Origin of the sequence: Rathayibacter sp. AY2B5, from assembly GCF_002931645.1 — a bacterium.
Classification (GTDB): domain Bacteria; phylum Actinomycetota; class Actinomycetes; order Actinomycetales; family Microbacteriaceae; genus Rathayibacter.
In genome coordinates this window covers 1-12,177 of sequence record NZ_PSUE01000038.1, presented here as the reverse complement: position 1 = coordinate 12,177, position 12,177 = coordinate 1, and the positions used below count along the sequence as shown (strand labels likewise).

Here is a 12,177-nt window from a genome sequence, read left to right as displayed (position 1 = left end):
AGCCGTCGTGGGAATCGCGTGCCAAGCGATTCACCCGCGGCGAACGCGCCCCGCTCCACCCATCGCAACCACCTCGCGAAGCCGACCGCGAGGGGCCGCGCAGGGAGCGGCCCCTCAACGAACACAGCCGTCGTGGGAATCGCGTGCCAAGCGATTCACCCGCGGCGAACGCGCCCCGCTCCACCCATCGCAACCACCTCGCGAAGCCGACCGCGAGGGGCCGCGCAGGGAGCGGCCCCGCAACGAACACAGCCGCGTGCCAAGCGATTCACCCGCGGCGAACGCACCCCGCTCCACCCATCGCGACCACCTCCCCAAGCCGACCGCGAGGAGCCGCGCAGGGAGCGGCTCCTTAAGAACGCAGCCGCTCGAGCACGACCGCGGCGAGCGATTCGGCGAGGCGGTCGGCCGTCTCCTGCGTCTTCGCCTCGACCATGACGCGCACCATCGGCTCGGTGCCGGAGGGGCGCAGGAGCACGCGGCCGTCGCTGCCGAGCTCGGCGGTGGCGTCGGCGACGGCGGAGGCGATGACCTCGTCGTCGCGGACGCCCTCGCGGTCGACGCCGCGCACGTTGAGGAGGGTCTGCGGGAAGACGGACATGACTGCGGCCAGGTCGGCGATCGTGCGTCCGGTCCGGGCCATCTCGGCCGCGAGCTGGAGGCCGGTGAGCACGCCGTCGCCGGTGGTGGCGTAGCGGCTCATGATGACGTGGCCGGACTGCTCCCCGCCGAGCGAGTAGCCGCCGTCGTTCATCGCCTCGAGGACGTAGCGGTCGCCGACCGCGGTCTCGATGACGCGGATGCCGGCGGCGCGCATGGCGAGCTTGAGGCCGAGGTTGCTCATGACGGTGGCCACGAGGACGTCGTCGCGGAGGGCGCCGCGGCGGGCCATGGCTGTCGCGAGGATCGCCATGATCTGGTCGCCGTCGACGATGCGGCCCTGGGCGTCCACTGCGAGGCAGCGGTCGGCGTCGCCGTCGTGGGCGATGCCGATGTCGGCGCCGGCCGCGCGGACGGCGTCGGCGACGTTGTCGAGGTGGGTGGAGCCCACTCCGTCGTTGATGTTGAGGCCGTCGGGGTCGTTGCCGATGACGGTGACGGTCGCTCCGGCGTCGGTGAACACTTGGGGCGAGATGCCGGCGGCGGCGCCGTGCGCGCAGTCGATGACCACGTGCAGGCCGTCGAGACGGGTGCCCTCGAGGGATCCGAGCAGGTGAAGGACGTAACGGTCCTCCGCGTCGGAGAAGCGGGTGATGCGGCCGACGTCGGCTCCGGTCGGCGTGAGCGGGGGGACTCCGAGGGCCGCTTCGATGCGGTTCTCGAGCTCGTCCGGGAGTTTGCGTCCGCCGGCGGCGAAGAACTTGATGCCGTTGTCGGCGGCGGGGTTGTGCGAGGCCGAGATCATCACGCCGAAGTCGGCGTTCTCGTCGGCGATGAGGTAGGCGGTGGCGGGCGTCGGGATGACGCCGGCGTCGAGCACGTCGACTCCAGCGCTCGCGAGACCCGCCGCGACCGCGGCTCCGATGAACTGACCGGAGATGCGGGGGTCGCGGGCGAGCACGGCGACGGGCCGACGGCCCTCGGCCCGGGCGGCCGCTCCGAGTACACGGGCGGCCGCCTGGGCGAGGCCGAGAGCCAGGTCGGCCGTGACCTCGCGATTAGCGAGGCCACGGACGCCGTCTGTTCCGAACAGGCGCGGCATGGTGCGCAGTCCCTTCTCGAGCTGCTGGTCGTGCGGCCGTCAGGCCGCGTCGACTAGCGCTTCGAGAACTGGGACGCCTTGCGGGCCTTCTTGAGACCGGCCTTCTTGCGCTCGATGACGCGGGCGTCGCGGGTCAGGAAGCCCGCCTTCTTCAGGATCGCGCGGTTGTTCTCGCGGTCGATCTCGTTGAGGGCACGGGCGATGGCGAGGCGCAGCGCGCCGGCCTGGCCGGAGGGGCCGCCGCCGGTGATCTTGGCGACCACGTCGTAGGAGCCGATCAGGTCGAGCACCTTGAAGGGGTCGGTGATCAGCTGCTGGTGCAGCTTGTTGGGGAAGTACTCCGCGAACTCGCGGGCGTTGACGGTCATGCCGCCGTTGCCGGGGACGAGGCGCACGCGGGCGATGGCCTGCTTGCGTCGGCCCACGGCTGCGCCGGAGACGTTGAGGACGGCGCGGGGCGTCGTGGACGCCTCGGTGGCCGGGCTTTCGGTGGAGTAGCTCTCGGGAGCCACGTCGATCTGGTCTGCGATCTTCGCCACGGTGTAGGTGATCCTTTGTCTTCGAAGTCTGGGATGTCGGGGAGGGCCGGAGCCTACTGGGCGACCTGGGTGAAGGCGTACGCCTGCGGCTGCTGGGCCGCGTGGGGGTGCTCGGATCCCGTGTAGACCTTCAGCTTGCGCAGCTGGGCGCGGCCGAGGGAGTTCTTGGGGAGCATGCCGCGGATGGCCTTCTCGACGGCGCGGACCGGGTTCTTCTCGAGGAGCTCGGCGTACGTGGTGGCCGAGAGGCCGCCCGGGTAGCCGGAGTGGCGGTAGGCCTTCTTCTGGAGGAGCTTCTGGCCGGTGAGGGCGACCTTCTCCGCGTTGACGATGATGACGAAGTCGCCCATGTCCATGTGCGGCGCGAAGGTGGCCTTGTGCTTGCCGCGCAGGAGCGCCGCGGCGTGGGTGGCGAGACGGCCGAGCACGACGTCGGACGCGTCGATGACGATCCAGTCGTGCTGGACGTCAGCCGGCTTCGGAGAAAAAGTGCGAGTCACGTGAGTGCTGCTTTCTGGTCGGAGTGAGGTGTTCGTGGATCCCGCTCCGTGGCCGTTCGACCCGCGAGGGGCCGAACCGATCCGGTGGAGGGCTCAACTTCGGGCGCTCGGCACACGGCCGAAAACACCAAGGGTCGACATTACAGCAAAGCCCCCGTGCGGCCAAGCACGGATCGTGGCGGCAGGGGCTCCGGCGGCGGGAGGTGCGACCCGAGCCGCCACGGGTCGCGGGGCGCGGGCGCGCGCCCTCGCCTCACTCCGAGTCCTCCGGGTCCGGCCCCTCGGTCCGCACGGTGCGCTTCGCGCGGGTGAGCAGGGCCCGCTCGGCGAGCGCGTCGTCCTCGGGGTAGTCGACCTCGCGGAGGATGAGGCCGCGGGCCGGCATCACCGCGAACGCGTTGGTCCGTCTGGCGGCGTCCCGGAGCAGCGGGACCGCCCCCGCCTCGAGCTTCCCGGCGCCGACCGCGACGCACGCCCCCACGAGGGCCCGCACCATGCTGTGGCAGAAGGCGTCCGCGCGCAGGTGGGCGTGCAGGACTCCGTCGGCGTCTCGCTCCCAGGTGAAGTCGAGCAGGCTCCGGATGGTGGTGGCCCCTACGCGGGCACGGCAGAACGACGCGTAGTCGTGCAGGCCCAGGAGCGAGCGGGCCGCGGCCGACATCGCGTCGAGGTCGAGGGAGTCGGTGATCCAGGTGGTGTACGTGCGGTCGAGCGGGTGGCGCATCGAGGAGGCGTCGGCCAGCCGGTACTCGTACCGCCGCCAGCGCGCCGAGAACCGCGCGTCGAACCCCTCCGGCGCCTCCGTCACCCGGTGCACCGAGACGTCGGTGTACTGCCCGAGGATCCCGCGGAGCCGCCGCTCCAGGATCGACGCGGGCGGGAACGGCTCCTCCCCCGGTCGGCGCCGGCCGGTGCTGATGCGGCCCCACTGCTCGGGGGTGAGGTCGACGTGGGCGACCTGGGCGCTGGCGTGCACGCCGACGTCGGTGCGCCCGGCGACCGTCACGGTCGGGTGCTGCTCGGAGCGCAGCACCAGGGCGAGCGACTCCTCGAGCACCCCCTGCACGGTGCGGAGGCCGGGCTGCTTGGCCCACCCGGAGAAGTGCGAGCCGTCGTAGGCCAGGTCGAGGCGGACGCGGTGGAGCATCAGACGAGTCTAGAGCGCGCCGTGGTCGCGGCTCAGGCGACCGCGAGCGGGACGTCGACGGCCGCCAGGGCCGAGACCGCCCAGCCGACCAGCGTCGACTGCTCGCCGACCGAGGAGACGATCCGCGCCTCCCAGCCGCCTGCGAGCACGGCCAGCTCGGAGGGAGCGGAGGCGATGCCCTGCACCCACTAGGCGGCCGTGCCCAGCGAGACCGGCACGGCGCCGAGCGCCTCGCCCGCACCGGTGAAGGTCTCGACGAGGGGCCCGCGGTGCAGCGTCAGCACGACGACCGGGTCGCCGCCGTCGACGGCGTAGGAGCACGTGTCTCCCGCGGCGGTGATCGACACGGTGCCCGCCGTCGAGCCGGCCTCCTGCTCGACCAGGGAGGCGGGGAGAGCGGTCGCGCAGTCCACGCCCTCGCTCGACGGCACGGAGGGCACGGTCGGTGCGGCCGACGGCACGGGGGTCGTGCTCGCGAGACCCGCCGACTCCGGCACGTCGATCACCTCGCCGGAGGCGCAGCCGCTCACTCCGCCCGCGAGTGCCAGGGCGAGGAGCGCCGCAGCGGCCGAGGCGCGCAGTCGCACAGGAGTCCTCCGAGGATCGTCGGGGCGGACCCCGGGAGCGCCGGTCGTGACGCGGCCGCACCCGACGAGCGCAGCCGTGCCATCGTAAGCGACGATTCGCGCCACTCGGCCCCGTGGAACGACGAGAGCCCCCCGCCCCGGAGGGGACAGAGGGCTCTCGGCAGAGGGGGCGTGACTACTTGGTCGCGCCGGTCTCCTCGACAGGAGCGTCCTGCGCGGCGTCCTCGACGGGAGCGTCCTGCACGGGCGCCTCCTCGACGGGGGTCTCCTCGGCAGTGGTCTCCTCGGCGGGGGCCTCGTCCACCGGAGCGGACACGGGCGCCGTGGCGGTGCGCGACTTCTTCGCCTTGGGCGTGACGGGCTCGAGGACGAGCTCGATCACGGCCATGGGCGCGTTGTCTCCCTTGCGGGGGCCGATCTTGGTGATGCGGGTGTAGCCGCCCTCGCGCTCGGCGACGAGCGGAGCGATCTCGGTGAAGAGCTCGTGGACGACCGACTTGTCGCCGATCGTCGCGAGGACGCGACGGCGGGCGTGCAGGTCGCCGCGCTTGGCGAAGGTCACCAGGCGCTCGGCGAGCGGACGAAGGCGCTTGGCCTTGGTCTCGGTCGTCTTGATGCTCTTGTGCGTGAACAGGGCCGCGGCCAGGTTCGCCAGCAGCAGGCGCTCGTGTGCGGGTCCGCCTCCGAGGCGGGGGCCCTTGGTGGGCTTGGGCATGGGTTTACTCCAGTACTAAAGGGGTGTCAGCAGGTCGGACGCGAGGAGCCGGGGCTCCGGAGCGGAGGACCTAGATGCTCTCGTCGTCGTAGCTGTAGAAGTGGGCGCCGTCGAACCCGGGGACCGAGTCCTTGAGCGACAGGCCGAGCTCCGTCAGCTTCTCCTTGACCTCATCCACCGACTTCTGACCGAAGTTGCGGATGTTCATGAGCTGCGTCTCCGAGAGGGCGACGAGCTCATTGACGTTGTTGATGCCCTCGCGCTTGAGGCAGTTGTAGCTGCGCACCGAGAGGTCGAGGTCCTCGATGGGCATGGACAGCTCGGTCGAGAGGACCGCGTCGACCGGCGCGGGGCCGATCTCGATGCCCTCGGCCGCGTTGTTCAGCTCGCGGGCGAGACCGAACAGCTCGGTCAGCGTGCGTCCGGCGGAGGCGATGGCGTCGCGCGGCGAGATCGCGGCCTTCGTCTCCACGTCCACGACCAGGCGGTCGAAGTCGGTGCGCTCGCCGGCACGGGTGGCCTCGACGCGGTAGGTGACCTTCAGCACGGGCGAGTAGATCGAGTCGACCGGGATCTGGCCGGCCTCGGAGAACTCGCTGCGGTTCTGGGTCGCCGAGACGTAGCCGCGGCCGCGCTCGATCGTGAGCTCGAGCTCGAACTTCGCCTTGTCGTTCAGCGTGGCGATGACGAGCTCCGGGTTGTGGATCTCGACACCGGCCGGAGCCGAGATGTCCGCGGCGGTGACCTGGCCGGCTCCCTGCTTGCGCAGGTAGGCGGTGATCGGCTCGTCGTGCTCGGAGGAGACGACGAGTCCCTTGATGTTCAGGATGATCTCGGTGACGTCCTCGCGGACGCCCGGGACGGTCGTGAACTCGTGCAGGACTCCGTCGATCCGGATGCTGGTGACAGCGGCGCCGGGGATGGAGGACAGCAGGGTGCGACGCAGCGAGTTGCCGAGCGTGTAGCCGAAGCCGGGCTCGAGGGGCTCGATGACGAAGCGGGAACGGAACTCCGAGATGTTCTCCTCGGTGAGCGTCGGACGCTGTGCGATAAGCACTGATGATTCCTTTCGATCACGTGTCCGCTATATGACACGTGCGTTTGCGAGGTGTGGAGTTGTGAAAGAAATGCGCGATCCGCCGGTCGGCCGCACTCCCCGCCCGGAGGCGGTTCGTGCGGCCGGCCGACGGCTGCGAGTGCTGCTTAGACGCGACGACGCTTGGGCGGGCGGCAGCCGTTGTGCGCCTGCGGGGTGACGTCGTTGATCGAGCCGACCTCGAGGCCTGCGGCCTGGAGCGAGCGGATCGCGGTCTCACGACCCGAGCCGGGGCCCTTCACGAAGACGTCCACCTTCTTCATGCCGTGCTCCTGAGCCTGGCGCGCGGCCGACTCGGCGGCGAGCTGGGCGGCGAACGGCGTCGACTTGCGCGAGCCCTTGAAGCCGACTCCACCGGACGAGGCCCAGCTGATGACGGCCCCGGAGGGGTCGGTGATCGAGACGATGGTGTTGTTGAACGTCGACTTGATGTGGGCCTGGCCCACAGCGATGTTCTTCTTCTCCTTGCGGCGCGGCTTGCGCGCGGCCGACTTGGGGGTAGCCAATTCTGTATCTCCTCTAGGTCCGTGTCGCCCGCGTTACTTGCGGCCGGCCTTCTTCTTGCCGGCGACGGTGCGCTTGGGTCCCTTGCGGGTGCGCGCGTTCGTCTTGGTGCGCTGTCCACGGACCGGGAGGCCGCGACGGTGGCGGAGGCCCTCGTACGAGCCGATCTCGACCTTGCGGCGGATGTCGGCGGCGACCTCGCGGCGGAGGTCGCCCTCCACCTTGTAGTTGCCCTCGATGTAGTCGCGGAGCGAGACGAGCTGGTCGTCGCTGAGGTCCTTGACGCGGATGTTGCCGTCGATCCCGGTGTCGCTCAGGGTCTTGAGCGCGCGAGTGCGGCCGACACCGTAGATGTAGGTCAGTGCGACCTCCACGCGCTTCTCGCGCGGGATGTCTACTCCTGCCAGACGTGCCATTGTGGCTTCTCCTGTGAGTGAGTGGAGGTGTGAAGCAGCACCGGTGCCTCGGCCTCCGACCGAAGGTGTCCTCGCCGTCCACCCCGGGGTCGCCGGGGTGCTGCGCGATTTCTGGTGCTGCGGGTGTGTTCAGTTGTGCAGTGGGGGCGGCACGCCGCCCCTGCGCTCCCTCGCGGAAGCAGCGGGACTAGCCCTGGCGCTGCTTGTGGCGGGGGTTGCTGCTGCAGATGACCATCACGTTGCCGTGGCGGCGGATGATCTTGCAGTGGTCGCAGATGCGCTTGACGCTGGGGTTGACCTTCATTGTTCTTGTCCTTGTTTTCGCTGGCGTCGTGCTCCCGGCGGATGCCGGGGCCGTTCCTTACAGGACACGCACGTCGCGAACGTCAGCGGAGCGAACGCCTACTTGTAGCGGTAGACGATCCGGCCGCGGGTCAGGTCGTAGGGGCTCAGCTCCACGATCACCCGGTCCTCGGGGAGGATCCGGATGTAGTGCTGACGCATCTTGCCCGAGATATGGGCGAGAACTTTGTGTCCGTTGGTCAGCTCCACGCGGAACATCGCGTTGGGGAGCGCCTCGACAACCGCACCTTCGATTTCGATGACACCGTCTTTTTTGGCCATAGCCTCACTGTCGTTCGGAAGTAGTGTGTGTACTGGTCGTGCGAATGTTTCCGCGACGAGCCACCACCGGGCGAGAGCCCGGATCGGGGTTCGCGGGCATGCCGGAGCACGCGCAAAACACCAAGGGTCGATGCTACGCGAATCGCGGCCGTTCCGCCACCTCGGGCGTGTCGCCCCCTCCTCCGCCTCCGCGCCCGACGCGCGCCCCCTGCCGGGCCCCGCGTCCGCCGCCGCCTAGGCTGGCTCCGTCGAGCCGGAGGGAGAGCACATGGCGCGCACGACGAGGTCAGCGACCGCGAGGCGGAGCTGGTACTCGCACCCGGTGGTGACGATCCTGGCGGCGATCGCGGTCATCGCCCTGGTGCAGACCTTCTTCGTGAAGGTGTACACGGTGCCGACCGGCTCGATGGAGAACACCCTCCAGGGCGGCGGGTTCTTCGGCGACCGCATCCTGGTCGACCGCACCCTCGCCCTCCAGGGCGGGCCGGAGGAGGGGCAGATCGTCGTCTTCTCGCGCGACGCCGACTGGGGCGCGAGCGACGAGGCCGGCAGCCCCCTCTCCGAGATCGTGAAGACCTTCGGCGACGTCACCAGCATCGGCCCCTCCCACGAGGAGTTCCTCGTCAAGAGGCTGATCGCCGAGGGGGGCCACACCGTCTCCTGCTGCGACGCCGACGGGCACGTGCTGGTCGACGGGAAGCCGCTGGACGAGTCCTACGTGTTCGAGGACTTCCCCTTCACCCCCGGGACCCTCGACTGCACGACGAGCCCCGCGTCCCTCCGCTGCTTCGACGAGTACACCGTCCCCGAGGGATCCCTCTTCGTCCTGGGCGACCACCGGTCGAACTCCAACGACTCGCTCGGCGAGTGCCGCGGCGCCGGCGGGCCGATCGACACGTGCGTGAAGACCGTGCCGATCGACAGGGTCACCGGACGCGTCTTCGCCGTGGCCTGGCCGCTCACCCGCTGGCGGTTGTTCTAGCGCTCCGCCCGAGCCGCCGCAGACGACGACGAGGTCCCCCGCGGGAAGCAGAGGACCTCGTCGTCGTTCACCGCCGTGCGGCCACGGGACTAGCCGCGGACGACCGCCACGACCCGGTCGAAGAGCGGATGCTCGGCCGTGAGGCCGGTGACCTCCGCCACGAACTCCTCCGGGGTGAGCGCGGCCAGCTTCTCGTGGAGCTCCACGCTCTGGGGGTCCTCGGGCACGTCGAAGCGCAGCGCGGCGCCGATCGCGGTGAGAAGGCCCTCCGGCGTGCGCCCGCGCTCGGCGAGCTCGGCCGCCGGTCCGATGAAGCGCTCGTGCCGCGACAGCTTCCGCAGCGGCTGGCGTCCCACCCGGTCGACCGTGTCGGTCAGGTACGGGTTAGCGAAGCGCTTCAGCGTCTTCTCGAGGTAGGCCTGCTGCTCCTCGTCGCTGAAGCCGTGCTTGGCCACGATGAGCGCCTTGGTGTCCTCGAGCGCGGCCTTGACCGCGTCGTGAACCTCGGGCATCGCCAGCGCGTCGGAGAGCTTGTGCGCTCCGGCCGCGAAGCCGGTGTAGGCGGCCGTCGCGTGGCCGGTGTTCACCGTGAAGAGCTTCCGCTCGATGAAGGGCTCGAGGTCGTCGACCCAGGTCGCGCCCGGGATCTCCGGCTCGGTGCCCTCGAACGGAGTGCGGTCGACGACCCACTCGAAGAAGCTCTCCACTGTCACGTCCAGGCCCTGGCCCGGGTCCTGGTTCGGGACGATGCGGTCCACCGCGGTGTCGGCGAAGACGGCGCGGGTGCGCAGGCGCTCCCACTCGTCCGCGCCGAGGTTCGCGGCGACCTCGGTCTGCAGGAGGCGCGTGGCGTTGATCGCGTTCTCGCAGGCCATGACCGCCAGCCGCGGCGCCGACTCGTCGCGGGCCGCGAGGCCCTTCGCGATCACGGGGGCGACGAAGCGCAGGATGTTCGGGCCGACGGCCGTGGTGACGATGTCGGCGGCGGCGATCTCGCGGACGAGCGCCTCCTCGTCGGCGGCCGAGTCGATCGCACGGAAGCGGTCGACGACGTGCGTGGCCGCCTCCTCCCCCACCTCGTGCACCTCGTAGCTGTCGGCGGCGGCGAGGCGGCCGATCAGCTCGGAGTTGACGTCGGCGAAGACGAGCTCGTAGCCGGCGCCGTGCAGGATCAGGCCGACGAAGCCGCGGCCGATGTTGCCGGCGCCGAAGTGGACGGCGGTGGGCATCAGGAGTTGACCTCGCCCAGCAGGCTGTAGAGCGACTGCGCGTCCGGGGCGTCGAGGAGCTTCTGCACCTCGTCCTCCTCCGAGAAGATGATCGCGATCTTGGAGAGGATCTCGAGGTGCTCGTTGTCGACGCCGGCGATGCCGACGACGAAGCGCACCTCGTTGCCGTCCCAGTCGATCGGCTGCGCATAGCGCACGAACGAGAGGGCGGAGGAGCGGATCTCGTCCTTCGCGTCGTTGGTGCCGTGCGGGATGGCGAGCAGGTTGCCCATGTAGGTCGAGACGGTCGCCTCGCGGGCGAGCATGGCCTCGTAGTAGGCGGGGGTGACCGCGCCGACGCCGACCAGCATGTCGGCGGCCTCCTTGATGGCGGCCTCCTTCGTGGTGGCGGTGCCGGAGGCGTCGATCTGTCCGATGGTGAGCACGTCGCTCATGGGGTGCGTCCTTCCGTGGAGGTGCTGACAGCGAGGGAACCCGCAGGGGCGAGCGGAGCGTGTCCGCTCTGTCGCACCCTACGGGTTCCCTCCGAATGGTTGGCGTACTACTTAGCGTGCTGCTCCGCGACCAGCGAGACGACCTCGTCGTACTTCGGGCTGTTCATGAAGTTGTCCACGGAGACGTGGATCGCGCCCGGGGTGCGCTGGCGGGCGCGCTCCGTGAGCTCGGCCTGGGTGATGACCAGGTCCACGTCGTCCTCGAGAGCGGCGATCGCCTTGTTGGTGACCTTGACGTCCTCGAAGCCCGCCTTCTTCATCTTGTTCCGCAGCACCGAGGCGCCCATCGCGGACGAGCCCATGCCGGCGTCGCAGGCGAAGACGATGTTCCGGACCTGGGTCGCGGTGGCCGTGGCCCCCGCGGTCGAGGCGCCGGCCGAGTCCTGCGGAGCGTTGGCGCCGCGGGCGTTGATGAGCGAGCCGACGGCGCTCTCCTTGCCCTTGTTCGCCTCGTTGGCGGCGACGGCGGCGGCGAGCTTGTCGTCGCCCTCCTGCTCCGCGGCCAGGTCGCGCTTGCGGCCGGACCGGATGATGACCGAGGCCACCAGGAACGACACGGCGGTCGCGAGGATCACCGAGAGGATGACGCCGAGGAAGCTGTCGTTCGCGGTCTGCAGGAGCACCGCGATGATCGAGCCGGGCGAGGCGGGGGCGCGGAGGCCGGAGTTGAACGCGACGTTCGTCGCGACACCGGTCGCACCGCCGAGGATGACGGCCGCGAGCAGCGCCGGCTTCATCAGCACGTACGGGAAGTAGATCTCGTGGATGCCGCCGATGAAGTGGATGATCGCCGCGCCGGGAGCCGAGGCGCGGGCCGCGCCGACGCCGAAGAACGCGAAGGCCAGGAGCACGCCCATGCCGGGGCCGGGGTTGGCCTCGAGGAGGAAGAGGTAGGACTTGCCCGCCTCCTCCGCCTGCTGGACGCCCAGCGGCGTGAGGATGCCGTGGTTGATGGCGTTGTTCAGGAAGAGGATCTTCGCCGGCTCGATGAAGAGCGAGGTCAGCGGGAGCAGGCCCGCGTTGACCAGGAACTCCACGCCCGCACCGAGGGCGGTCGAGAGGCCGACCACGAGCGGCGCGACGCCCGCGAAGGCGAGGAGCGCGAGGAGGAGGCCGAGGATTCCGGCGGAGAAGTTGTTGACCAGCATCTCGAAGCCGGGCTTGATCTTGCCGTCCCAGATCGAGTCGACCTTCTTCATGAGCCACGCCGACAGCGGGCCCATGATCATGGCGCCGATGAACATCGGGATGCCGGCGCCGACGATGACGCCCATGGTCGCGATGGTGCCGACCACGCCTCCGCGGGCGCCGTAGACCATGCGGCCGCCGGTGTTCGCGATGAGGAGCGGGAGGAGGTAGGTGATCATCGGGGCGACGAGGCCGGTGTTGACCACGTCGGGATCCGTGCTCCAGCCGCCGAACTGCTGGACCCAGGTGGCGTCGATGCCGAGGAGCGGGAGCCATCCGGTCTGGATGAAGAGGGCCGTGATGAAGCCCCAGGCGATGAAGGCCGCGATGTTCGGCATGACCATTCCCGAGAGGAAGGTGCCGAAGCGCTGGACGTGGACGCGCGCTCCACCGCGCGTCGACGTCGCTGACGTCGTTGTCATGTGGTGTGTTCTCCGATTTCTAGGGGCGGGCG

16 protein-coding genes are annotated in these 12,177 nt (G+C 70.2%); 1 reads left to right on the top strand and 15 read right to left on the bottom strand.

All coding sequences use genetic code 11. The annotated features are described in order from the left end of the window. Positions 1–352 precede the first annotated feature (352 nt). The 12 genes from glmM to infA form a co-directional block, all read right to left on the bottom strand. Entirely contained in the window at positions 353–1,702 is a 1,350-nt protein-coding gene (gene glmM, locus C5C30_RS16335) for a phosphoglucosamine mutase (RefSeq protein ID WP_104225005.1), read from the bottom strand. A gap of 53 nt (positions 1,703–1,755) precedes the next feature. Continuing rightward, positions 1,756–2,241, bottom strand: coding sequence for a 30S ribosomal protein S9 (rpsI, locus tag C5C30_RS16330; protein ID WP_104225004.1), 486 nt, complete (start codon positions 2,239–2,241; stop codon positions 1,756–1,758). A 53-nt stretch (positions 2,242–2,294) separates the two neighbouring features. Further along, the gene (gene rplM / locus C5C30_RS16325) at positions 2,295–2,741 is read right to left on the bottom strand and encodes a 50S ribosomal protein L13 (RefSeq protein ID WP_104225003.1); all 447 of its coding nucleotides are present in this window, start codon (positions 2,739–2,741) and stop codon (positions 2,295–2,297) included. A gap of 253 nt (positions 2,742–2,994) precedes the next feature. After that, positions 2,995–3,888 (bottom strand): tRNA pseudouridine(38-40) synthase TruA, encoded by an 894-nt coding sequence (locus tag C5C30_RS16320; protein ID WP_104261555.1) that lies wholly within the window; start codon positions 3,886–3,888, stop codon positions 2,995–2,997. A gap of 32 nt (positions 3,889–3,920) precedes the next feature. After that, positions 3,921–4,073 carry a hypothetical protein gene (locus C5C30_RS17845; RefSeq protein ID WP_181131610.1) on the bottom strand — a complete coding sequence of 51 codons (153 nt, stop codon included), beginning with the start codon at positions 4,071–4,073 and terminating at the stop codon, positions 3,921–3,923. 3 nt (positions 4,074–4,076) lie between these two features. Then, positions 4,077–4,475 (bottom strand): hypothetical protein, encoded by a 399-nt coding sequence (locus C5C30_RS16315; RefSeq protein ID WP_104334117.1) that lies wholly within the window; start codon positions 4,473–4,475, stop codon positions 4,077–4,079. Between the two features lie 175 nt (positions 4,476–4,650). Continuing rightward, positions 4,651–5,190: a 50S ribosomal protein L17 gene (gene rplQ / locus C5C30_RS16310; protein ID WP_104225000.1), complete on the bottom strand. Its 540-nt coding sequence runs from the start codon at positions 5,188–5,190 to the stop codon at positions 4,651–4,653. A 70-nt stretch (positions 5,191–5,260) separates the two neighbouring features. Next, positions 5,261–6,247, bottom strand: coding sequence for a DNA-directed RNA polymerase subunit alpha (locus C5C30_RS16305; protein WP_104224999.1), 987 nt, complete (start codon positions 6,245–6,247; stop codon positions 5,261–5,263). A gap of 146 nt (positions 6,248–6,393) precedes the next feature. After that, entirely contained in the window at positions 6,394–6,792 is a 399-nt protein-coding gene (rpsK, locus tag C5C30_RS16300) for a 30S ribosomal protein S11 (protein ID WP_055787170.1), read from the bottom strand. A gap of 33 nt (positions 6,793–6,825) precedes the next feature. After that, entirely contained in the window at positions 6,826–7,206 is a 381-nt protein-coding gene (rpsM, locus tag C5C30_RS16295; RefSeq protein WP_068251511.1) for a 30S ribosomal protein S13, read from the bottom strand. A 187-nt stretch (positions 7,207–7,393) separates the two neighbouring features. Next, positions 7,394–7,510 carry a 50S ribosomal protein L36 gene (gene rpmJ / locus C5C30_RS16290; protein WP_055787164.1) on the bottom strand — a complete coding sequence of 39 codons (117 nt, stop codon included), beginning with the start codon at positions 7,508–7,510 and terminating at the stop codon, positions 7,394–7,396. A gap of 98 nt (positions 7,511–7,608) precedes the next feature. Next, positions 7,609–7,830, bottom strand: coding sequence for a translation initiation factor IF-1 (gene infA / locus C5C30_RS16285; protein ID WP_022883252.1), 222 nt, complete (start codon positions 7,828–7,830; stop codon positions 7,609–7,611). A gap of 268 nt (positions 7,831–8,098) precedes the next feature. Between infA and lepB the strand changes: the two genes are divergently transcribed. After that, positions 8,099–8,812 carry a signal peptidase I gene (gene lepB / locus C5C30_RS16280; RefSeq protein ID WP_104251134.1) on the top strand — a complete coding sequence of 238 codons (714 nt, stop codon included), beginning with the start codon at positions 8,099–8,101 and terminating at the stop codon, positions 8,810–8,812. Positions 8,813–8,901: 89 nt separating this feature from the next. Here lepB and C5C30_RS16275 read toward each other — a convergent pair whose 3' ends face one another. The 3 genes from C5C30_RS16275 to C5C30_RS16265 all read right to left on the bottom strand — a co-directional run bounded on the left by C5C30_RS16275 (position 8,902) and on the right by C5C30_RS16265 (position 12,145). Beyond that, entirely contained in the window at positions 8,902–10,041 is a 1,140-nt protein-coding gene (locus C5C30_RS16275) for a mannitol-1-phosphate 5-dehydrogenase (RefSeq protein WP_104317833.1), read from the bottom strand. Beyond that, positions 10,041–10,475: a PTS sugar transporter subunit IIA gene (locus tag C5C30_RS16270; protein WP_104224996.1), complete on the bottom strand. Its 435-nt coding sequence runs from the start codon at positions 10,473–10,475 to the stop codon at positions 10,041–10,043. Before C5C30_RS16270 ends, C5C30_RS16275 begins: the two co-directional genes overlap by 1 nt. 107 nt (positions 10,476–10,582) lie before the next feature. Then, the gene (locus C5C30_RS16265) at positions 10,583–12,145 is read right to left on the bottom strand and encodes a PTS mannitol transporter subunit IICB (RefSeq protein ID WP_104334116.1); all 1,563 of its coding nucleotides are present in this window, start codon (positions 12,143–12,145) and stop codon (positions 10,583–10,585) included. Between the last annotated feature and the right edge of the window lie 32 nt (positions 12,146–12,177).

What these genes read in the sequence shown, in the direction of transcription:
- glmM (WP_104225005.1), bottom strand. Translation starts at nt 1,702, where the DNA reads ATGCCGCGCCTGTTCGGAACAGACGGCGTCCGTGGCCTCGCTAATCGC.
- C5C30_RS16320 (WP_104261555.1), bottom strand. Translation starts at nt 3,888, where the DNA reads ATGCTCCACCGCGTCCGCCTCGACCTGGCCTACGACGGCTCGCACTTC.
- rplQ (WP_104225000.1), bottom strand. Translation starts at nt 5,190, where the DNA reads ATGCCCAAGCCCACCAAGGGCCCCCGCCTCGGAGGCGGACCCGCACAC.
- rpsM (WP_068251511.1), bottom strand. Translation starts at nt 7,206, where the DNA reads ATGGCACGTCTGGCAGGAGTAGACATCCCGCGCGAGAAGCGCGTGGAG.
- rpmJ (WP_055787164.1), bottom strand. Translation starts at nt 7,510, where the DNA reads ATGAAGGTCAACCCCAGCGTCAAGCGCATCTGCGACCACTGCAAGATC.
- infA (WP_022883252.1), bottom strand. Translation starts at nt 7,830, where the DNA reads ATGGCCAAAAAAGACGGTGTCATCGAAATCGAAGGTGCGGTTGTCGAG.
- lepB (WP_104251134.1), top strand. Translation starts at nt 8,099, where the DNA reads ATGGCGCGCACGACGAGGTCAGCGACCGCGAGGCGGAGCTGGTACTCG.
- C5C30_RS16275 (WP_104317833.1), bottom strand. Translation starts at nt 10,041, where the DNA reads ATGCCCACCGCCGTCCACTTCGGCGCCGGCAACATCGGCCGCGGCTTC.
- C5C30_RS16270 (WP_104224996.1), bottom strand. Translation starts at nt 10,475, where the DNA reads ATGAGCGACGTGCTCACCATCGGACAGATCGACGCCTCCGGCACCGCC.
- C5C30_RS16265 (WP_104334116.1), bottom strand. Translation starts at nt 12,145, where the DNA reads ATGACAACGACGTCAGCGACGTCGACGCGCGGTGGAGCGCGCGTCCAC.